Source organism: Flavobacterium ammonificans (assembly GCF_020885975.1).
Lineage (GTDB): Bacteria > Bacteroidota > Bacteroidia > Flavobacteriales > Flavobacteriaceae > Flavobacterium > Flavobacterium ammonificans.
The window spans coordinates 859,271-881,916 of record NZ_AP025183.1 but is presented as its reverse complement, the minus strand read 5'-3'; the positions used below and the strand labels follow the sequence as shown (position 1 = coordinate 881,916).

The 22,646-nt window shown below is 35.3% G+C and carries 21 protein-coding genes; all 21 read left to right on the top strand.

Going from position 1 to position 22,646, the window contains the following annotated elements:
* Positions 1-159 precede the first annotated feature (159 nt).
* Positions 160-756, top strand: coding sequence for a TetR/AcrR family transcriptional regulator (locus tag LPC23_RS03830; protein ID WP_229331214.1), 597 nt, complete (start codon positions 160-162; stop codon positions 754-756).
* 7 nt (positions 757-763) lie between these two features.
* The gene (locus LPC23_RS03825) at positions 764-2,110 is read left to right on the top strand and encodes a TolC family protein (protein WP_229331212.1); all 1,347 of its coding nucleotides are present in this window, start codon (positions 764-766) and stop codon (positions 2,108-2,110) included.
* Between the two features lie 11 nt (positions 2,111-2,121).
* On the top strand, positions 2,122-3,285 hold the full coding sequence (locus tag LPC23_RS03820) for an efflux RND transporter periplasmic adaptor subunit (protein WP_229331210.1): 1,164 nt from the start codon (positions 2,122-2,124) through the stop codon (positions 3,283-3,285).
* A gap of 39 nt (positions 3,286-3,324) precedes the next feature.
* The gene (locus tag LPC23_RS03815; protein ID WP_229331208.1) at positions 3,325-3,687 is read left to right on the top strand and encodes a four helix bundle protein; all 363 of its coding nucleotides are present in this window, start codon (positions 3,325-3,327) and stop codon (positions 3,685-3,687) included.
* Positions 3,688-3,731: 44 nt separating this feature from the next.
* Positions 3,732-7,196: an efflux RND transporter permease subunit gene (locus LPC23_RS03810; RefSeq protein WP_229331206.1), complete on the top strand. Its 3,465-nt coding sequence runs from the start codon at positions 3,732-3,734 to the stop codon at positions 7,194-7,196.
* Positions 7,197-7,318: 122 nt separating this feature from the next.
* On the top strand, positions 7,319-9,073 hold the full coding sequence (gene aspS, locus LPC23_RS03805) for an aspartate--tRNA ligase (RefSeq protein ID WP_229331205.1): 1,755 nt from the start codon (positions 7,319-7,321) through the stop codon (positions 9,071-9,073).
* Positions 9,074-9,198: 125 nt separating this feature from the next.
* Positions 9,199-9,393, top strand: a complete 195-nt coding sequence (locus LPC23_RS03800) for a cold-shock protein (protein ID WP_220763283.1) — start codon at positions 9,199-9,201, stop codon at positions 9,391-9,393.
* 243 nt (positions 9,394-9,636) lie between these two features.
* Positions 9,637-10,002, top strand: a complete 366-nt coding sequence (locus LPC23_RS03795; RefSeq protein WP_229326690.1) for an NADH-quinone oxidoreductase subunit A — start codon at positions 9,637-9,639, stop codon at positions 10,000-10,002.
* A gap of 39 nt (positions 10,003-10,041) precedes the next feature.
* Complete coding sequence (locus LPC23_RS03790) at positions 10,042-10,590, top strand: NADH-quinone oxidoreductase subunit B (RefSeq protein WP_229326688.1); 549 nt, start codon at positions 10,042-10,044, stop codon at positions 10,588-10,590.
* Between the two features lie 4 nt (positions 10,591-10,594).
* The gene (locus LPC23_RS03785; protein ID WP_229326686.1) at positions 10,595-11,116 is read left to right on the top strand and encodes an NADH-quinone oxidoreductase subunit C; all 522 of its coding nucleotides are present in this window, start codon (positions 10,595-10,597) and stop codon (positions 11,114-11,116) included.
* Between the two features lie 32 nt (positions 11,117-11,148).
* Positions 11,149-12,384, top strand: a complete 1,236-nt coding sequence (locus LPC23_RS03780) for an NADH-quinone oxidoreductase subunit D (RefSeq protein ID WP_229326684.1) — start codon at positions 11,149-11,151, stop codon at positions 12,382-12,384.
* A gap of 3 nt (positions 12,385-12,387) precedes the next feature.
* Positions 12,388-12,918 (top strand): complex I 24 kDa subunit family protein, encoded by a 531-nt coding sequence (locus LPC23_RS03775; protein WP_229331203.1) that lies wholly within the window; start codon positions 12,388-12,390, stop codon positions 12,916-12,918.
* Between the two features lies 1 nt (position 12,919).
* Positions 12,920-14,287 (top strand): NADH-quinone oxidoreductase subunit NuoF, encoded by a 1,368-nt coding sequence (gene nuoF / locus LPC23_RS03770; RefSeq protein ID WP_229331200.1) that lies wholly within the window; start codon positions 12,920-12,922, stop codon positions 14,285-14,287.
* Positions 14,288-14,369: 82 nt separating this feature from the next.
* On the top strand, positions 14,370-15,395 hold the full coding sequence (locus LPC23_RS03765) for an NADH-quinone oxidoreductase subunit G (protein WP_229331198.1): 1,026 nt from the start codon (positions 14,370-14,372) through the stop codon (positions 15,393-15,395).
* 3 nt (positions 15,396-15,398) lie between these two features.
* Positions 15,399-16,451, top strand: coding sequence for an NADH-quinone oxidoreductase subunit NuoH (nuoH, locus tag LPC23_RS03760; protein ID WP_229331196.1), 1,053 nt, complete (start codon positions 15,399-15,401; stop codon positions 16,449-16,451).
* A 57-nt stretch (positions 16,452-16,508) separates the two neighbouring features.
* Positions 16,509-17,054: a NuoI/complex I 23 kDa subunit family protein gene (locus LPC23_RS03755; protein WP_229326674.1), complete on the top strand. Its 546-nt coding sequence runs from the start codon at positions 16,509-16,511 to the stop codon at positions 17,052-17,054.
* Entirely contained in the window at positions 17,054-17,566 is a 513-nt protein-coding gene (locus LPC23_RS03750) for an NADH-quinone oxidoreductase subunit J family protein (protein ID WP_229326672.1), read from the top strand. The genes LPC23_RS03755 and LPC23_RS03750 overlap by 1 nt, the downstream gene beginning before the upstream one ends.
* 1 nt (position 17,567) lies before the next feature.
* Positions 17,568-17,888 (top strand): NADH-quinone oxidoreductase subunit NuoK, encoded by a 321-nt coding sequence (gene nuoK / locus LPC23_RS03745; RefSeq protein ID WP_229326671.1) that lies wholly within the window; start codon positions 17,568-17,570, stop codon positions 17,886-17,888.
* A gap of 6 nt (positions 17,889-17,894) precedes the next feature.
* Positions 17,895-19,778: an NADH-quinone oxidoreductase subunit L gene (nuoL, locus tag LPC23_RS03740; RefSeq protein ID WP_229331194.1), complete on the top strand. Its 1,884-nt coding sequence runs from the start codon at positions 17,895-17,897 to the stop codon at positions 19,776-19,778.
* A gap of 9 nt (positions 19,779-19,787) precedes the next feature.
* On the top strand, positions 19,788-21,230 hold the full coding sequence (locus tag LPC23_RS03735) for a complex I subunit 4 family protein (protein WP_229331192.1): 1,443 nt from the start codon (positions 19,788-19,790) through the stop codon (positions 21,228-21,230).
* A 13-nt stretch (positions 21,231-21,243) separates the two neighbouring features.
* Positions 21,244-22,614, top strand: coding sequence for an NADH-quinone oxidoreductase subunit N (locus tag LPC23_RS03730; protein WP_229331190.1), 1,371 nt, complete (start codon positions 21,244-21,246; stop codon positions 22,612-22,614).
* Positions 22,615-22,646: the final 32 nt, after the last annotated feature.

Genomic DNA, 22,646 nt, shown 5'->3' with positions numbered 1-22,646 from the left:
AACAAAGCTCCAAAGATACAATTAGAATCGGAATAATTACTGCCAAAAAAGCCCGAGATTTTACAAATACAACTTCTCAATCACACTATCAGAAAAAACAATGGAAACTTTTTTGGTATTCCAAGTTTCCGCCTTATATTTGCACCTCCTAAAATAAACATGAAAGAAAAAATTATTGCAAAAGCGACCCAACTCTTTTTGAAACTTGGTTTCAAAAGCGTTACTATGGACGACATTGCTAATGAAATGTGTATTTCAAAAAAAACAATCTATAAATATTTTTGCAATAAAGAAATACTAGTTGCTGAGTCTACCTACATTATGACTAATACCATTTATTCCACTATAAATGAAATAGTAGCTAAAAATTATAATGCCATACAAGAAAATTTTGAAATCGTTAAGATGATTAAAGAAATGTTTGTCTCTATAGAAACATCTCCATCCTATCAACTTAAAAAACATTATCCTGAAATTCATGAAAAATTGACTGAAAAATTGCAGTTAGAATGTAATTCATTATTCAAACAAAACATTGAAAAAGGAATAAGTGAAGGGCTATATCGAAATAATATTAATGTAGAATCTTATGTTTATTTTTATTATGCACTTATTTTCACCATTAATGAAAATATTAGCTCCGAAAAAGAAGCTAAAAAATTGGAACTAGAAGCTTTAGAATACCATATCAGAGCTATGGCTACTACAAAAGGAATTTCAGAATTAAACAACTATTTAAATTCAAATCAATCTTAATCATACAATGAAGAAAATTCAATTAATTGTCCTTTTAACTATTAGCTTTGTGATTCATGCACAAACTAATCTCACAAAAGAATCCTATTCTTTTAGCTTAAACGAAGCTATAGAGCATGCACTAAAAAACAATTACAACGCTATCAATGCTGCGCGTGACATTGATGCCGCAAAAAAGAAAAAATGGGAAACCACTACCATAGGGCTTCCTCAAATAAATGCGTCACTTGGATACCAAAATAACATTGAATTACAACGATCTTTAATACCTGCTGAATTTTTTGGAGGACAACCAGGAGAGTTTGCAGAAGTAGCTTTTGGAACCCGACACAATATGATTGGAAACGCAACAGTTAGCCAATTAATTTTTAATGGTTCCTATATTGTAGGGCTTCAGTCGGCTAAAGTGTATTTGCAAATCTCAGAAAATGCCAAAATCAAAACCAACCAAGAGATTCGCGAAATGGTAGTTAATGCTTATGGAAATGTTTTATTGGCTAATGAAAGCATTGCTATTTTAGAAAAAAATAAAACCAATTTGGAGAAAACATTAAATGAGACTAGTCAAATTTTCAAAAATGGTTTGATCGAAGAAGAAAATGTAGAACAACTTCAGATTACATTAACTACAATCAAAAGTGCGCAAGAAAACATCAAAAGACAAAAGGTTATTGCTACCAATATGTTGAAATTAATTCTTGGAATTACTATAGAAAAAGAATTGATTCTAACTGAAAATCTAAATAGTCTTGCCTTAAACAATATCAATTTTGAATTAAGCACTACTCCATTTCAAGTTGAAAATTCGATTGATTTCAAAATTCAGGAGAATCTTGTTCAAAGTAAAAAACTATTGCTTTTGTTAGAAAAAAGTAACGCACTCCCTTCTCTAGCTGCTGCTTATAATTTTGGATACAATGCCTTCGGAAACCAATTTCAATTTTTCACTAACAATCAGCGATGGCTTAATTTTTCTAATGTAGGATTAAGTTTAAACGTCCCTATCTTTAGTAGTTTAGGTAGAAGCGCTCGAACACAACAAGCCAAAATTGCCTTAGAACAAGCCAAAACACAAATGACACAAGTAGAGCAAAGTTTAAAACTGCAATTTGAGAAAGCAAAAAGCGATTACGAATACAGTTTAGAACAATTGAACACTACTAAAAGCAGCTTGACTCTTGCTGAACGAATTGAAAATAAACAACAAATCAAATTAAAAGAAGGTTTGTCTTCTAGCTTTGATTTGAGCGAAGCACAGCGCCAATTATATGCTACACAACAAAATTATTTACAAGCTATGCTTGACGTAATCAACAAAAAAGCAAGTCTCGAAAAAATTATAACCAAGAACTAAATCTTAACAATATGAAATATAATAGAACACCAATGACAAAATTAATATTCCCTCTACTGGTAGCCACATCGCTTATAGTCTCTTGTGGTGATAAACAAAATGATCAAACTGTTGACCAACTGATTGCTGCAAAAAACAATAAAGAATTACAAGCTAGAAAAGTAGTAATTCAAGCAGATTTAGCTAAAATTGATGCTGCACTCGCTACACTAAATGTAAGAAAAGAAGAAGCTTTAGTTTCTGTATTAACATTGAAAGATACTGTGTTCAATCACTATTTGGACATTCAAGGTAGTGTGAACACTAAAGAGAATATTTTGATTCAACCTGAAATGCCTGGAACTTTAATAGCACTCAATGTAAAAGCAGGACAACGTGTTAGCAAAGGACAACTTTTAGCACGTGTGGATGATGGTGGGTCTAGCCAACAAGTTGCTAGTTTAGAAACACAATACCAATTGGCTAAAACTACCTTTGAAAGACAAAAAAATCTTTGGAGTCAAAAAATCGGTTCTGAAATTCAGTATTTACAAGCGCAAACGCAAATGTTAAGTTTACAACGTTCTGTGGCTCAAGCTAAAGCAATGTTGTCTAAAACAGAAATTCGCGCGCCTTTTTCAGGAACAATTGATGAAGTTTTTGTTGAAAAAGGACAAGTTGTTTCGGCAAGTCCTCAAGGCTTAATGCGAATTGTGAACTTGAATAATATGTATGTTTCTACTTCGGTTCCAGAAAGCTACATTGGCAAACTAAAAGTAGGTACTCAAGTGGATGTTTTCTTAACTTCATTAAATAAAAATTACAAAGGAAAAGTACGTCAAATAGGAAATTTCATCAACCCAAACAACAGAAGTTTCGGAATTGAAGTGAGTATCCCAAACCCAGAAAATCTATTGCGCCCAAACCAAGTAGCGAAACTAAAAGTAATTGATTACACAGTTAAAAATGCAATTGTAGTGCCATCAAATGTTATTCAAGAAGATGGAAAAGGAAATCAATTTGTTTTCGTAGCATCTAATAGTAATGGTAAAACCGCAACTGCTAAAAAAGCAATGGTAACTACAGGAAAGTCATCTGATAATGTAACTGAAATAATAAGCGGTTTATCCGCTAACGATATCATTGTAATCGAGGGAGTAAATACTATTTCTGAAGGAATGAAATTGAACTTTTAGTTTAAAAGTTCAATTGTTTAAAAGTTTAAAAGCCCCCAAATGAAAATATTTAGTTTTGAAAAACTTATTGCTTGGCAAAAAGCTAGAGAATTAGCTTTGGAAATTTATAAAATCACAAAGCTTTTCCCAAAAGACGAGCTTTTTGGCATAACGAGTCAAATGAGAAGATGTTCCGTTTCAGTTGCTTCAAATTTGGCAGAAGGTTCTGGAAGAAATTCTATGAAAGACAAAGCAAGGTTTACTGAAATTGCATATGGATCAGCTTTAGAATTGTTAAACCAATTGATTTTATCATTTGATTTTGAGTACATAGAAGAACAAAAATATATTGAAATTAGAGAAAAAATAACAGAGGTAACTGTACTAATTAATGGATTATATAAGTCGCAATTACCTAAATAATTTGCTTATAAACCTTATAATCAAATAAACTAATAACCTAAATTATGAGTCATCAAAATAAAGAATTCGGCATTTCAAGTTGGGCAGTTGACAATCGTGTCACGGTCTATATCTTGACTTTTATAATTGTCATTGCAGGTTTGACCGCATACATTAACATGCCTCGAGAAGATTTTCCTGAAATCATCGAAAACAAAATTTACATCTCATCCGTTTTTCCAGGAAACTCAGCTGAGGATGTAGAGAAATTGGTGATTAAACCGCTTGAAAAACAAATCAAAAACATCAGTGGAGTTGATAAAGTCACTTCCAGTTCATTTCAAGATTACGGAATGATTATCGCTGAGTTTTCTGATGATGTTTCGGTAGAACAAGCCAAACAAAAAATTAAAGACAAAGTAGATAATGCCAAAGCAGATACCGATTGGCCAAATATGGACAATGGTAGCAAGGTGGAGCCTAATGTTTTTGAATTAAACATTTCTGAGGAAGTGCCTATTTTGAACATCAATTTGCAGGGTAATTACACCACGCAACAGTTAAAAAAATATGGTGAATTATTACAGGATGATATCGAAGAAATTTCAGAAATCAAAAAAGTAGACATTTTAGGTGTTGACGATAAAGAAGTAGAAATCGCCGTGGATATCTTTAAAATGACTGCCGCTCAAGTTACTTTTGACGATATTCAAAACGCAGTGAAATATGAAAATATGACACTTTCGGGTGGAAATTTAACTTCGCAAGGATCACGTAATAACATTCGAATTGTAGGAGAATTTAAAAACCCAAAAGAGTTAGAAAACATCATTGTAAAATCCTTCGGCGGAACTGTTTATCTTAAGGATATTGCAAAAATTAATTTCAAAGAAAAAGAAAAAACAACCTACGCTCGTGAAAAAGGAACGGAAGTAGTGATGTTGAACGTTAAAAAACGTTCCAATCAAAACATGATTTCAGCTATTGATCAGGTAAAAGAAAAAGTAGCTTTGGCACAAGAAACTTATTTGCCTAAAAACTTAAAAGTAGAATTAACTAGCGACCAATCGTCTCGAGTAGAACACCAAGTAGATGAATTGTCAAACCATATCATTTTTGGAATCATTCTCGTAATGATTGTGTTGATGTTTACTATGGGATTACGTAACTCTTTATTTGTTGGTGCTGCCATTCCATTATCTATGATGATTGCTTTTGCCATTTTGTCTATGTTTGGTTTAACCCTAAACACTATGGTGCTTTTTGGCTTAGTAATGGGATTAGGAATGTTAGTGGATGACGGTATTGTGGTTGTAGATAATGTGTATGCCAATATGCAAAAAGGAATGACTCGAATTCAGGCTTCTAAAGTAGGAATTGGAGAAATTGCTTGGCCGGTAATTTCGTCAACAGCTACCACATTGATGGCCTTTTTACCTTTTGCCCTTTGGCCAGGGACAATGGGTAAGTTTATGAAATATTTCCCAATAACATTGACAGTAACTTTAACAGGATCTTTATTTGTAGCAATGGTAATCAACGCTGCTATGACGGGAGGGTCTATGGCGTTAGAAGATAAAAACATCAAGAAAAAAAGCTTGCGTTTTTACACCATACTATTCATTGCTTTAGGAATTCTATTTGCCGTTCCTGGAAATATATATGACAGCAAACTATTAAGAGGTCTAGGACATTTATTGCTAATTTCGGTAGGATTGATGTGGTTGTATTATTGGAAAATTTTCCAATGGACCCAAGATTTTCAGTACAGCTTTTTCCCAAAAATGGAAGAAAAATACAAAATCTTCTTGGCAAAAATTTTATCTGGAAAAGTCGCTTGGAAAGCCTTCGGCGGAATTATTGTCTTATTAATTTTTTCATTTGTGCTTTTAGGAATTTTCCCAAGAAAAGTATTGTTCTTTCCTGACAATATTCCAAATCAAGTGATTACTTACATTGAATATCCTCAAGGAACTTCAATCGAAAAGACGAATAAAGCTACTTTATTTGTGGAGAAACAAATCATCCAGATATTAGAGAAATATGTTGAACCTGGTACGAACCAAAACTTTATGGCGGAATCAATTATTTCGCAAGTAGGGGTTGGTGCTGGAAATCCAAATGTAGATGCTGGTTCAGCCTCTGAAACGCCATTCAAAGGAAAAGTGACAGTGAGTTTCTCCGAATTTAAATTCAGAAAAGGCATCAACACTTCGGTGATTTTAGAAGAAATTAGAGCTAAAGTAACTGGAATTGCTGGCGCTACTGTAACCGTTGAAAAAGATGCTAATGGTCCGCCTGCAGGGTATCCAATTAGTATTCAATTAACCGGTGCCGATTACGAACAAATGTTGAAAGAAGCCGATAGAATGATTGCTTTTATCGATTCTAAGAACATTCCTGGTATCGAAAAATTAAGTATCGACATCAACAAAGAAAGCCCAGAATTAGAAGTAAAAGTAGATCGTGCCAATGCAGGAAGTATGGGTATTTCTACTGGACAATTAGGTTTCAACCTAAGACGCTCGGTGTATGGACAAGAGATTTCGACTTATAAAGAAGGAGATGATGATTACAATATCGTGATGCGTATGCAAGACGATCAACGTAAAAACGAAAACATCCTTTTCAACCAATCGATGACGTTCAGAAACCCAAATAATGGACAAATTATGCAAGTCCCTATTTCTGCTGTTTCTAATACTGAAAAAACCAATACGTACAATCAGATTAAAAGAAAGAATTACAAACGAATAATGACCATTTATTCGAATGTACTTACAGGATATAATGGAGATGAAATAACGAAACAAATTAAAGAAGAACTTAACAGTTATAATCTTCCAAAAAGTGTAAGTTATTCTTTCTCAGGAGTTCAAGAAGAACAAGGTAAAAACCAAAGTTTCTTGATGTACGCGTTATTTTTAGCCTTAGCGGGTATTACTATTATAATTGTGTTGCAATTTAATTCAGTTTCAAAAACGATGATAATTATGTTTACCGTGTTATTAAGCTTTAGTGGCGTATTCTATGGTTATGTAATTGCTAATATGGATTTTGTAATCCTAATGACTATGATGGGAATCATCTCATTGGCTGGAGTTGTAGTGAAAAACGGAATCGTATTAATGGATTTCTTCGTTTTATTATTGGACAAAAAAGTTGCCGATAAACAATTAGAAAGCCACGATGATTTAAGTTTAGAAGAAATTAAAGAAGTGATTATCGAATCAGGTAAATCAAGATTACGTCCAGTACTGTTAACTGCTTTAACCGCCATCTTAGGATTAATTCCTTTGGCTATCGGATTGAACTTTGACTTTTTTACTTTGGTAACCGATTTCAACCCACATTTCTTTATGGGTGGAGATAACGTAATGTTCTGGGGACCTTTGGCTTGGACCATTATCTTCGGATTGACTTACGCAACTGTTTTAACTTTAATAATGGTACCTGTAATGTTCTATTTAGTGAAACGAACTAAATACTGGTTACGTGACCGTAGAAATCAAGATACAATAGTAGAATAAAGAAATATAATAGCGAAAATGAAAAACCTGCAAAGTACAATTTGCAGGTTTTTTTATTCCCACAATTTTATTCTGCATATATTCATAATTAGTCCTAAATTTGCACACAAATATTTTTAATCATGTACAGAAGTCATAACTGCGGCGAATTGAACGCCTCACATATCAATACAGAAGTTACACTATCCGGTTGGGTTCAAAAATCGCGCGATAAAGGATTTATGAATTGGGTCGATTTACGAGACCGTTATGGAATTACGCAATTGATTTTTGACGAAAGTCGCACCGAAAAATCGGTTTTTGAATTGGCCAAAACTCTTGGACGTGAATTTGTAATTCAAGTAAAAGGGACTGTAATTGAGCGTGAGTCTAAAAATGCTGCAATGACTACCGGAGAAATTGAGATTTTGGTTTCAGAAATGACCATCTTGAATGCTGCCTTAACCCCACCTTTCACGATTGAAGACGAAACAGATGGTGGTGAAGACATTCGAATGAAATACCGTTATTTGGATATTCGAAGAAATCCAGTAAAAAACAGTTTGCTTTTCCGTCATAAAGTAGCCATGGAAGTACGCAAATACCTTTCTGATTTGGATTTTTGCGAAGTGGAAACGCCTTATTTAATCAAATCAACTCCTGAGGGAGCTCGTGATTTTGTGGTGCCTTCGCGAATGAACGAAGGACAATTTTATGCCTTACCACAATCGCCACAAACCTTCAAACAATTATTGATGGTGGGTGGAATGGATAAGTATTTCCAAATTGTGAAATGTTTCCGTGACGAAGATTTACGTGCCGACAGACAACCTGAGTTTACTCAAATTGACTGCGAAATGGCCTTTGTAGAACAGGAAGATATTTTGAATGTTTTTGAAGGACTTACTCGTCATTTATTAAAAGAAATTAAAGGCGTTGAAGTAGCAAAATTCCCAAGAATTACCTACGACTACGCTATGAAAACCTACGGAAATGATAAGCCGGACATCCGTTTCGGAATGGAATTTGGCGAATTAAATACCGTAGCACAACATAAAGATTTTCCAGTTTTTAATACCGCTGAATTAGTAGTAGGAATTGCCGTTCCAGGCGCAGGAAATTACACTCGAAAAGAGATTGATGCTTTGATTGATTGGGTAAAACGTCCACAAGTAGGGGCTTCGGGAATGGTGTATGTAAAATGTAATGAAGATGGAACTTACAAATCATCAGTAGATAAATTTTACGATCAAGAGGATTTGACTCAATGGGCAAAAGCGACACAAGCAAAAGCAGGCGATATGATTTTTGTTTTGTCAGGACCTGCAAATAAAACTAGGGCACAACTTTCGGCATTACGTATGGAATTAGCTACTCGTTTAGGTTTGAGAAAACCAGACGAATTTGCTCCTTTATGGGTAGTCGATTTCCCATTATTAGAATTAGATGAGGAAAGTGGTCGTTACCATGCCATGCACCATCCGTTTACATCGCCAAAACCAGAAGACATTAATTTACTTGCAACTGATCCAGGAAAAGTTCGTGCCAATGCCTACGATATGGTGTTGAACGGAAACGAAATTGGCGGAGGTTCTATTCGTATTCACGATAAAGCTACACAAGAATTGATGTTTAAATATTTAGGATTCACTCCCGAAGAAGCAAAAGCACAATTTGGTTTCTTAATGGATGCTTTCCTATTTGGCGCACCCCCTCATGGTGGATTAGCATTTGGATTGGATCGATTAGTTGCTATTTTAGGTGGGCAAGAAACGATTCGAGATTTTATTGCCTTCCCAAAAAATAATTCGGGTCGCGATGTAATGATTGATGCACCTTCAACGATTGATGAAGCACAATTGAAAGAATTACATATTCAATTGGATTTGAAAGCGTAATTCGGCAATTATTATATACCGAATGCGTTGAAAATCAATATTTTTGCAAAATAAAAATCGAAAACGCATTTCGTATTGTATTTAATACTACATTTGTTCTATTATAAATTATTATTACTATTACAATGCGTACAGGTACAGTTAAATTTTTTAATGAATCAAAAGGTTATGGATTCATTACGGACGAAGAAACAGGAAAAGACATCTTCGTTCATGCATCAGGAATCACAGCGGAAGAATTACGCGAAGGTGACAGAGTGAGCTACGAAGAAGAAGAAGGAAGAAAAGGAAAAGTAGCTGCACAAGTAGCAGTTATCTAAGCTAGAAAATATTTTTTTAGCCTGAGAATGGTCAAAACGTCCCGATTAATATCGGGACGTTTTTTTTGTTTATAGTTTTTTTTAATTTATTAAACACGTTTTAAATTATCTCTTTATTTATAATTAATAAAAATAAGGTATAATTTAGTTTTATATTAACATTAAATTCAGTTTTACACTTGTGTTTTAAATACTTGAAAGTTATCTTTGTGCCTGATTTTCATTAAAAACATCAAATTTATTATGCAATCAGAACAATTGAATTATATTCCAATTTTCATGCAGCTACTTTTAGCTGTTGGTTTTGTAGCAGGAACCATTTTTGCTTCTGGAAAATTAGGTCCGAAAAGAAATTCACAATCCAAAGATAAAAACTTCGAGTGCGGTATTGAATCCGTGGGTAACGCACGTATCCCTTTCTCAGTTAAATATTTTGTGGTTGCTATCCTATTCGTTTTATTCGACGTAGAGGTTATTTTCTTATATCCTTGGGCTATTAACTTTAGAGAATTAGGAATCGAAGGAATGATCAAGATGGTCATCTTCATGCTTTTGTTGTTGGTTGGGTTTTTCTATATCATCAAGAAAAAAGCATTAGACTGGGAATAATTAATTCAAAATTATAAATTCAAAAATTACGAATTCGAAATGAGTGATTCAAAAACAACAATGGTAGCGCCACCGGAAGGAGTTGTAGGAGAAGGTTTCTTCGCTACAAAGCTAAATGATGTAGTAGGTTTGGCTCGTGCCAATTCACTTTGGCCTTTGCCTTTTGCAACTTCATGTTGCGGAATTGAATTTATGGCCACAATGGCTTCGCATTACGATTTAGCGCGTTTTGGTTCTGAGCGTGTGAGTTTCTCTCCTCGTCAAGCCGATATGCTAATGGTAATGGGAACTATTTCTAAAAAAATGGCTCCAATCTTGCGTCAAGTATACGAACAAATGTCAGAACCTCGTTGGGTAATTGCTGTAGGAGCTTGCGCTTCTTCAGGAGGTGTTTTTGACACCTACTCTGTTTTGCAAGGAATTGACAAAGTAATTCCTGTTGACGTATACGTTCCAGGTTGTCCTCCAAGACCAGAACAAATCGTAGACGGTGTAATGAAATTACAAGAAATCGTAAAAAACGAATCGGTTAGAAGAAGAAGTTCTCCTGAGTACCAAGAATTATTAGCTTCTTATAATATCAAATAACAAGATGGCTTTAGAAACAAACGAAATACAAGAAAAATTAGTAGCCACTTTTGGTTCCGATGTTTTTCAATTCAATCAAGAGAAAGATATTTTTTCATTTGAAGTAGCCGCTGACAAAATCACAGCCGTTATCCTTTTTTTAAAAAACGATCCTGTTTTACGTTTTCACTTCTTGACTGATTTATGTGGAGTACATTATCCAGATAATGAAGAAACAAGACAGTTTGCAGTGGTATACCATATGCACAATTGGTACGAAAACAAGAGAATTAAAATCAAAGCGTTCATCAGCGGAAACAATCCTGAAATTAAAACGATATCAACTATTTTCTTAAGTTCAAACTGGATGGAAAGAGAAGCTTACGATTTCTACGGTATCAATTTCATTGGTCATCCACAGTTGAAACGTATTTTGAATATGGATGAAATGGTTTCTTTTCCAATGCGAAAAGAATTCCCGATGGAAGACAGCGGAAGAACAGACAAAGACGATAGATTCTTCGGAAGAACAACAGCAAATTGCTAAAACAACAACATATAATTTTTCACATTCATTAAATGTCAGAACTATTATTACCACCAGAGCATCGTTATGCTAAAATAATCAAAGAGCGCCAAAATGAAGACGGGAGTGAACTTTCTATTCTGAATTTGGGGCCAACTCACCCAGCAACACACGGTATTTTTCAAAATATCTTGTTAATGGATGGCGAGAAAATTTTAGAAGCTGAACCTACTATTGGATACATCCACAGAGCTTTTGAAAAAATTGCGGAAAACCGTCCTTTTTACCAAATTACACCACTTACTGATAGAATGAACTATTGCTCCTCTCCTATTAACAATATGGGATGGTGGATGACATTAGAAAAACTATTGGATATTGAAGTACCAAAGAGAGCGCAATATTTACGTGTTATCGTAATGGAATTAGCTCGTATTACAGATCACTTGATTTGTAATTCCATCTTAGGTGTAGATACTGGAGCGTATACTGGTTTCTTGTATGTTTTTCAATTCAGAGAAAAAGTATACGAAATCTACGAAGAAATTTGTGGTGCTCGTTTAACAACTAATATGGGAAGAATAGGTGGTTTCGAAAGAGATTGGTCACCAGAAGCTTTCCGTAAATTAGAAGTGTTTTTAGAAGAGTTTCCAGTAGCTTGGAAAGAGTTTGAAAACTTATTCGAAAGAAATAGAATTTTTATTGATAGAACCGTAAATGTAGGAGCTATTTCAGCTGAACAAGCTATGGCTTATGGATTTACTGGACCTAACTTGCGTGCTGCAGGTGTTGATTATGACGTTCGCGTTGCACAACCGTACAGTTCTTACGAAGATTTTGACTTTATTGTTCCGGTTGGGAAATCAGGAGACACCTACGATCGTTTTTGCGTTCGTAATGCCGAAGTATGGGAAAGTTTAAGCATTATTCGTCAAGCTTTGGCGAAATTGCCTGAAGGACCATACCACGCTGATGTTCCAGAATACTACTTGCCTCCAAAAGAGGATGTATACCATAATATGGAATCTTTGATTTACCACTTCAAAATTGTAATGGGTGAAGTTCCAGTTCCAGTAGCTGAAATATACCATCCTGTGGAAGGTGGAAATGGAGAAATTGGATTCTATTTAGTAACTGATGGAAGTCGTACTCCTTATAGATTGCATTTCCGCAGACCTTGTTTTATCTATTACCAAGCTTATCCAGAAATGATAAAAGGTGCCATGCTTTCGGATGCCATTGTAATTTTATCAAGTTTAAATGTTATTGCCGGAGAATTAGACGCATAAATTATGGAACGTACAATACACAAACAAGAAATAAATATGACCGAAACGTTGATGAATCGCATCAACGAATTGATTGGTCATTATCCTGAAGAGAACAGAAAATCAGCCTTGATTCCTGTTTTGCACGAAGTACAAGATGCACACCAAAACTGGTTGAGTATTGAATTAATGGATAAAGTAGCCGAAATACTTCATATTAAACCTGTTGAAGTATACGAAGTAGCTACTTTTTACACCATGTTCAACTTAAAGCCTATTGGTAAATACATGTTTGAGTTTTGTCAAACGTCTCCTTGTTGTTTGAATGGAGTTGAAAATCTAATGGATTACACTTGTAATAAATTAGGCGTAAAAGTGGGCGAAATCACTTCTGACGGTCTTTTTGAAGTTCGCGGTGTAGAATGCTTAGGCGCTTGTGGGTATGCCCCAATGATGCAATTAGGCGATTTCTATAAAGAACATTTGAACGAACAAAAGATCGATCAAATTATTGAAGAGGCAAGAGCGGGTAAAATAATCTTACACGATAAATAAGATGTCACAAAAAATATTATTAGACAAAATCAATATTCCAGGGATTAAAACCTACGAAGTATACCGTCAAAATGGTGGGTATGCATCAGTGGAGAAAGCCCTAAAAACATTAACTCCTGACGAAGTAGTTGAAGAAGTAAAAACTTCAGGATTACGTGGTCGTGGTGGTGCCGGTTTCCCTGCAGGAATGAAATGGAGTTTTATTGATAAAAAATCAGGAAAACCAAGACATTTAGTATGTAATGCTGACGAATCAGAACCGGGAACTTTCAAAGACCGTTTCTTGATGGAATACATTCCGCACTTGTTGATTGAAGGAATGATTACTTCAAGCTATGCCTTGGGTGCCAACCGCTCGTACATATACATTCGTGGAGAGTACATGTGGGTGTATAAAATTTTAGAAAGAGCCATCGCCGAAGCAAAAGCTGCTGGTTGGTTGGGTAAAAATATATTAGATACAGGTTACGACTTAGAACTTTACGTTCATTGTGGTGCAGGTGCTTACATCTGTGGTGAAGAGACCGCATTAATTGAATCATTAGAAGGAAAACGTGGTAATCCACGTATTAAGCCGCCTTTCCCTGCGGTATCAGGACTTTGGGCAAACCCAACGGTTGTAAACAATGTGGAAACTATTGCTGCTGTGCCTTGGGTTGTCAACAATTCAGGAGCTGATTATGCCGCTATTGGAGTAGGTCGTTCTACCGGGACTAAATTAATTTCAGCTTCAGGAAATATTAAAAATCCAGGGGTTTACGAAATTGAATTGGGATTAAGCGTCTATGAATTCATGAATTCTGATGAATATTTAGGAGGAATGAGCTCTGACCGACCTTTGAAAGCCTTTGTTCCAGGAGGAAGTTCAGTGCCAATTTTACCAGCTAATCTGATTTACAAAACTGCTAATGGTGAAGACCGATTGATGACTTACGAAAGTTTGTCGGACGGAGGTTTTGCAACTGGATCAATGTTGGGTTCAGGAGGATTTATTGTGTATGATGACACTGCTTGTGTTGTTCGAAACACTTGGAATTTCTCTCGCTTTTACCACCACGAAAGTTGTGGTCAATGTACCCCTTGTAGAGAAGGAACCGGTTGGTTAGAAAAAGTATTACACCGAATTGAAAACGGTCACGGTCGTGAAGAAGATATTGAATTGCTTTTGAGTATTCAAAGTAAGATTGAAGGAAATACCATTTGTCCTTTAGGTGATGCTGCTTCTTGGCCGGTTGCCGCAGCAATTCGTCACTTTAGAGAAGAATTTGAATACCACATTCGTTTCCCAGAAAAAATAAAAAATAGAGACCATTTTGTCAATGAACCATTTGAAAAAGTGAGACATTTAGTAGCAAAACAAATAGTATAAAATAGTTTCAGCTTCAAGTTAAATGTTGAAAGTTGATTACAACTGAAACGCGAAACTTGAAACAAAAATAACAAAGAACAAAATGAAAGTAACAATAGACGGTCAGTCAATAGAAGTAGAACCAGGAACAACGATCCTGCAAGCAGCTCGTATGATTGGTGGAGATGTAGTTCCGCCAGCGATGTGCTATTATTCTAAACTAAAAGGGAGCGGTGGAAAATGCCGTTGCTGTTTAGTCGAAGTTTCGAAAGGAAGTGAAGCCGACCCAAGACCTATGCCGAAATTAATGGCGTCTTGTGTAACGGGATGTATGGACGGCATGGAAGTGAACTCAAAATCTTCGGAGCGAGTTACTGAGGCTAGAAAATCAGTTACTGAATTCTTATTGATCAATCACCCTTTGGATTGCCCAGTATGTGACCAAGCTGGTGAATGTGATTTACAAAACTTAAGTTTTGAACACGGAAAATCACAAACCCGTTATATTGAAGAGAAAAGAACATTTGAGCCAGAAGATATTGGGCCAAACATTCAATTGCACATGAACCGTTGTATTTTATGTCAGCGTTGTGTTCAAGTGGCTGATCAATTGACTGACGATAGAGTTCATGGAGTAATGGATCGTGGTGATCACGCTAATATTTCTACTTGTATCTCAAAAGCTATTGACAATGAATTCTCTGGAAATATGATTGACGTATGTCCAGTAGGTGCATTGACTGACAAAACATTCCGATTCAAATCGAGAGTTTGGTTCAGCAAACCTTACAACGCGCACAGAGATTGCGACAAATGTTGTGGTAAAACAACTGTTTGGATGTTTGGTGACGAAATTCAAAGAGTTACAGGAAGAAAAGACGAATACCATGAAGTGGAAGAATTCATTTGCAACGGATGTCGTTTTGACCATAAAGATGTAAAAGATTGGACTATTGAAGGTCCAAGAGCATTTGAAAAAGATTCGGTTATCAATCAAAACAAATACAACCACAAATTAGAAAAAGTGGTTATCAATACCGAAGAGAAAATCCTTTTAGGTAGAGAAGAAGACCGTAAAAAAATCAGTATGGCTGAATTCCCATTGGATACTAACAACCAAAAATCGTAAGCAATGGATAGTACCTTTATTATAGAGAAAAGTGTTGTTATTGTAGTGGTTTTTGCTGTAACAATGATTATGGCCATGTATTCCACTTGGGCAGAACGTAAAGTAGCAGCATTTTTACAAGACCGTGTAGGTCCTAACCGTGCCGGTTTTGGAGGTTTACTTCAACCGCTTGCGGACGGTTTAAAATTATTCTCAAAAGAAGAATTTGAACCGAATACCCCAAACCGTTTTTTATTCTTCGTTGGACCAGCTATTGCAATGAGTACGGCTTTAATGACCAGTGCCGTTATTCCTTGGGGAGATAAATTACACTTATTTGGACGTGATATTTTACTACAAGCTACCGACTTAAATATTGGTTTGTTGTACTTCTTCGGAGTAGTTTCTGTTGGAGTGTACGGAATCATGATTGGTGGTTGGGCATCGAATAATAAGTTCTCTTTGATGGGAGCGGTTCGTGCTGCTTCGCAAATGGTATCGTATGAAATAGCTATGGGATTGTCAATGATTGCTTTATTAATGATGACTGGAACTTTAAGCTTACGCGAAATTTCGGCACAACAAGAAGGAATGAACTGGAATGTTTTTTACCAACCGGTTTCTTTCTTGATTTTCTTGATTTGTGCTTTTGCAGAAACCAACCGTACTCCTTTTGACTTAGCCGAATGTGAAAGTGAATTAATTGGAGGATACCACACCGAATATTCTTCGATGAAAATGGGATTCTATCTATTTGCTGAATATGCTAATATGTTCATTTCTTCTACCATTTTAGCCATTTTATTCTTTGGAGGATACAACTATCCTGGAATGAGTTGGGTACTAGAAAATGCAGGAGTAAATATTGCAAACCTAATAGGAATTGGCGTATTATTCATCAAAATATGTGGATTTATCTTTTTCTATATGTGGGTTCGTTGGACCATTCCAAGATTTAGATACGATCAATTGATGCATTTGGGATGGAGAATATTAATCCCACTATCTATTATTAATATCATGATTACAGGGATTGTAATTTTAAGAGCGGATATCGCAGCTTATTTAGGATTCTAAACAATATCAATTTTAGAGGTGCAATTAAAATCACCTTAAGAAATAAAAAAATAAAAAATGTCAATAGAAACAATATCCTTATCGGGAAGAAAAAAAGTAGTCTCCAACAAAGAGATGACTTTTTTGGAAAAAATGTATCTGATCGCAATTATTAAAGGATTGTGGATTACTATTCAACACTTTTTTACTAAAAAAGCAACTATCCATTATCCGGAGCAAGTGCGTGAAATGAGTCCGGTGTACCGTGGTCGTCACATGCTAAAACGTGATGAACAAGGACGTGAAAACTGTACGGCATGTGGTTTATGCGCCTTGTCTTGTCCAGCAGAAGCTATCACAATGAAAGCAGCAGAACGCAGACCAGACGAAAAACATTTATACAGAGAAGAAAAATATGCAGAAATCTACGAAATCAACATGTTGCGTTGTATTTTCTGTGGATTGTGCGAAGAAGCTTGTCCAAAAGATGCTATTTATTTGACTATGTCTAAAGAATTAGTGCCTTCTAATTATGATAGAGAAGATTTTATTTTTGGAAAAGACAAATTGGTCATGCCTCTAGAAATGGCAATTCAAAATGCTCAACTTAAAAACGCTAACTAATGTCAGTATTATTAATTATTTTTTGCGTTTTAGCCGCAATCACTTTAGCAACGGCATTTTTAACCGTTTTTAGTCGAAATCCAATTCACAGTGCTATATACTTAGTAATCTGTTTCTTCTCAGTAGCAGGTCATTATTTAGTATTGAACGCGCAATTTTTAGCCATTGTACACATCATTGTATATTCAGGCGCAATCATGATTTTGTTCTTATTTACCATTATGTTGATGAATTTAAACAAAGAAAACGAAGTGCATAAACCGAGAATTACTCGTTTAGGCGCTATTGTTTCTTTCTGTTTGGTTTGTTTGATTTTGATTGCAATTTTCATCAACTCAAAACCAATTGCTGGAGATTATATTGCTACAGGCGAAGATTACCAATCAATAAATGTATTAGGTAAAATCTTGTTGAACGAATATATGGTTCCTTTTGAGTTTGCCTCCATCTTGCTTTTGGTAGCTATGATTGGTACAGTTCTATTGTCTAAGAAAGAAAAACTAGAGAAATAAAATGAATAATATTTTAAATCAAATTGGTATAGAAAACTATATCTTCCTGAGTGTTATCCTTTTTTGTATTGGAATATTCGGAGTATTGTACAGACGAAATGCCATTATCGTTTTTATGTCCATCGAAATTATGTTGAATGCCGTAAACTTATTGTTTGTTGCTTTTTCAACCTACCATCAAGATGCTCAAGGACAGGTTTTCGTGTTTTTCTCTATGGCTGTTGCTGCTGCAGAAGTAGCGGTGGGACTAGCGATTTTAGTATCGATATTTAAAAATTCTGGTTCGATTAGTATCGATGCCCTAAAAAACTTAAAAGGATAAATGGAAATGAATACCAATATAGCTTTACTTTTAGTTCTTGCTCCTTTTGCGGGATTTTTAATCAATGTTTTCTTTGGAAAAAGTTTAGGAAAAACCGTTTCAGGAATTATCGGGACACTTTCGGTAGCGATTTCTTTTGCTACTTCAATATATTTCTTTGGTGCACTAGCTGCGAACCCTAATGGATTTCAAATAAGTCTTTTTGATTGGATTCAAATTAGCAATTTCAAAGTTGAATTTGGCTTCTTGTTAGACCAATTGTCAATTTTATGGTTACTATTTGTCACTGGAATTGGTTCACTAATTCATTTGTATTCGATCAGCTACATGCACGACGACGAGAATATGCATAAATTCTTTGCTTACCTCAACTTATTCGTTTTCTTTATGATTACTTTGGTAGTAGGTAGCAACTTGTTAGTGATGTTCATCGGATGGGAAGGAGTTGGTTTGTGCTCGTATTTATTAATTGGGTTTTGGTACAAAAACCAAGACTACAATGATGCCGCTAAAAAAGCCTTCATCATGAATAGAATTGGAGATTTAGGTTTGTTAATCGGAATCTTTATTTTAGGGCATTTGTTCTCTACATTGGATTATGCAACATTAAAAAATGCAATTGCAGGTGCAACTAACCTTGATTTATATTGGTTATCTGCAGCTGCCTTGTGTTTGTTTATTGGTGCAACGGGAAAATCAGCACAAATTCCTTTATACACTTGGTTACCTGATGCGATGGCTGGACCAACTCCAGTTTCGGCATTGATTCACGCAGCTACGATGGTAACAGCGGGTATCTTTATGATTACGCGTTTGAATTTTATCTTTGATTTAACACCAGACGTACAAAGCGTTATTGCTGTCATTGGAGCCATTACAGCCTTAGTAGCGGCAACAATTGGTTTGGTACAAAATGATATTAAAAAGGTCTTGGCCTACTCTACTGTTTCGCAATTAGGATTGATGTTTCTAGCATTGGGATTAGGTGCTTACGAAGTTGCTGTTTTCCACGTAATCACTCATGCCTTCTTTAAAGCTTGTTTGTTCTTGGGTTCAGGTTCTGTAATCCACGCTTTACATGGTGAACAGGACATGCGTAACATGGGTGGTTTGAAAAAAGTAATGCCAATTACTTTCCTCACGATGCTAGTTTCTTCATTAGCAATTTCAGGAGTGCCGGTATTTTCAGGATTCTTCTCTAAAGACGAGATTTTGTTAACGGCTTTTCATCATAACATTCCGTTATGGGTTGTCGCTTCGGTGGCGTCTATTATGACCGCTTTTTATATGTTCCGTCTGATGTTCTTAACTTTCTTTAACGAGTTTAGAGGAACAGAAGAACAAAAACACCACTTACACGAAAGTCCTGCTTTGATTACGTTCCCATTAATTGTTTTGGCTATTTTAGCAACAGTTGGTGGAGTAATTAGCTTGCCTGGAAATTCTTGGTTGAATCACTACTTGATTCCAATTTTACCAAAATTAGCAACTGCACAACACCATTTAGGAACTACTGAATATATACTAATGGCTATTGCTGTTGTAGGTGGATTAGTAGGAATTGGATTGGCTTATGCCAAATACAACAAACAAAATACGGTTCCTGGAGAGGATGCTTCTATCACAGGATTTGCTAAAGTATTGTATAACAAATACTACTTAGACGAGATTTACGATTTCTTGTTTGTTAAATCGATTAATGCAATGTCTAAATTCTTTAGAGATCAACTAGAAACTAGCTTGTCTTCATTCGTATTTGGATTTGGAAAAGTAACCAATGAAATTAGTGTTCAAGGGAAAAAAGTACAAAACGGAAGTGTTGGTCTATACCTGTTTGCTTTTGTTTTAGGTTTATGTGCCATTATTTCCTTTTTATTTTTAGCTCAATAATACATTACTATGAACGTATCTCTTATATTAATTATTCTTTTAATTGGTGCTTTAGCAACCTATATGGTTGGTGATAAATTTGCATCTAAAATCGCCTTGCTTTTTGGATTAGTTTCCTTGGGTGCTTCTATCCTTTTATTGAATCACTATAATCTAGGTGAAAATATCGGTTTGTTCACACAATGGATTGCAAAACCGAATATTTCTTTTGCTTTACAAGCAGACGGATTAGCTTTAGCTATGCTTTTGTTAACCACAGCTTTAACGCCGATAATTATCTTTTCATCATTTGGAACCGAAGTGAAAAATGCCAAAACATTTTATGCCTTGATTCTATTTATGGCATTTGCTATGGCGGGTACTTTCTTAGCCGCTGACGGATTGTTGTACTATATCTTCTGGGAATTGGCTTTGTTACCAATTTATTTTATTGCCTTAGTTTGGGGGAATGGAGATGCCGAAGAACGTAAAAAAGCAGTAGTGAAATTCTTCATCTATACTTTAGCAGGTTCGTTGTTCATGCTAATAGGATTTGTGTATTTGTATCAAAAAGCGGGAAGTTTATTAATTGAAGATTTATACCAATTAAATTTAAACGGAACAGAACAAATTTGGCTTTTTGCAGCTTTCTTCTTGGCGTATGCCATTAAAATTCCAATCATTCCTTTCCATACTTGGCAGGCTAGTGTGTACCAAAAAGCCCCAACAGTTGGAACGATGCTTTTGTCTGGTATCATGTTGAAAATGGGATTGTATAGCGTAATTCGTTGGCAGTTGCCTATTGTTCCTTTTGCTGCCAAAGCTCACGTTACTATTATGTTAGTTTTAGGAATAGCAGGTGTAGTATATGGTTCCATTGTAGCATTAAAACAAAAGGATCTAAAAAAATTATTGGCCTATTCTTCTTTGGCTCACGTTGGTTTGATTGCTGCGGGAGCTTATACTTTGACCACTGACGGAATGAGTGGTGCCGTATTACAAATGATTGCTCACGGATTCGTAGTAGTGGGTTTATTTTTTGCAGCTGAAATTATTTTTAGACGTTATGACACCAGAACTATTGCAGATATGGGGGGAATTCGTTCGCAAGCACCAAAATTCACTTCTTTATTTTTAATCCTTGTGTTGGCTTCAGTAGCTTTGCCAGGAACATTTAACTTTGTGGGAGAGTTTACCGTTTTATATAGTTTGTCTCAAGTTAATATGGGGTTTGCCATTGTAGGTGGAACAACAATTATTTTGGGAGCTTATTATATGCTTAAAATGTTCCAATCGGTTATGTTAGGCGAAACCAATGCTAAACCCTTTGCAGATGTTACGGCAAATGAAGGAATTGTTTTGGTAGTAATTATTTCAGTATTGTTCTTCTTTGGATTGTATCCAAAACCAATCGTAGAGTTAATTGCACCAAGCATTGAAGAAATTGTAAATCAAATTAATAGAATCAAATAAGTCCACTACAAAAATGAATACATTAATAGCAATAATAGGATTAGGCGTTTTATGCCTTATATTTGAAATTCTAAATCAAAGAAAAGCAATTGTGCCGGTTACCATCATTGGTTTGTTAGCGGTATTGGGATTGAATATCTCAGAATTTGGTTCAACAGAATCTTACTATGGAAATATGATTGTGGTAAGTAAATTCTCTACTACATTTTCTTCTCTGTTCATTGTACTGACTATTTTCTTAGTGGCATTAGGACATAATTTTTATGAAAATCATCAAAACAAAATCTCAGATTACATTGCTATCAAGGTGTTTTTATTGTCGGGAGCTGTAGCCATGGTTTCTTTTGGCAACTTGGCGATGTTCTTTTTAGGAATTGAAGTGCTTTCTATTTCCTTATATATATTAGCAGCAAGTGACCGTTTACTATTAAAAAGTAATGAAGCCGGAATGAAATATTTCTTAATGGGTTCTTTCGCTTCAGGGATTTTATTATTCGGAATTTGCTTAGTGTATGGAGCTATGGGAAGTTTTGACGTAACTGAAATCAGTGAATTATCACAATCAGCTGAATTGCCAATATGGTTTCCAATTGGAATTGCGTTGTTAACCGTAGGTATGTTTTTCAAAATTGCTGCCGTACCATTCCATTTCTGGGCGCCAGATGTTTACGAAGGTTCGCCAGCATTAACAACGGCTTTGATGAGTACTTTAGCAAAAGTGGTGGCAATGGCTACTCTTTACAAATTATTGTCTGTTATGAACGCTGATATATCTGAAGCCTATAAAATGGTTATCGTAGCCGTTTCTATGGCTTCTATGACGGTAGGAAATATTATGGCATTGAAACAAACCAATGTAAAACGTATGTTGGCTTTCTCAGGAATCTCACATGCTGGTTTTATGTTGATGACCTTATTGAGTTTATCGACTTCGGCAAGTAGTTTATTGTATTATACCACTGCCTATGCGCTTTCAGGAATTGCTGCTTTTAGTGTGATTTTATACGTTTGCAAAAACCAACACAACGAAGACATTACTAACTTCCACGGATTAGGAAAAACACATCCCTTTTTAGCAGCGATTTTGACTGCTTCTTTGCTTTCTATGGCAGGTATTCCAATTTTTGCGGGATTCTTTGCTAAATTGGTTTTGTTCTCTCAAACCATCGAAAATGGATTTATTGCTTTAGTAATTGTGGCTGTAATCAACTCGATTATTAGTGTGGGTTATTATTTCAAATTGATCTTAGCCATGTACACCAAAGAATCGAACGAAGAACGCACTGGAAAACCATTCTTAATCTATGCTGTTGCCTTTACCGCAATCGCTTTGAATATTATCATTGGAATGTTCCCATCATTGGTATTAGACTTATTGGGGTAATTCCATTACAAATTATTTATCCTAACCCGTCA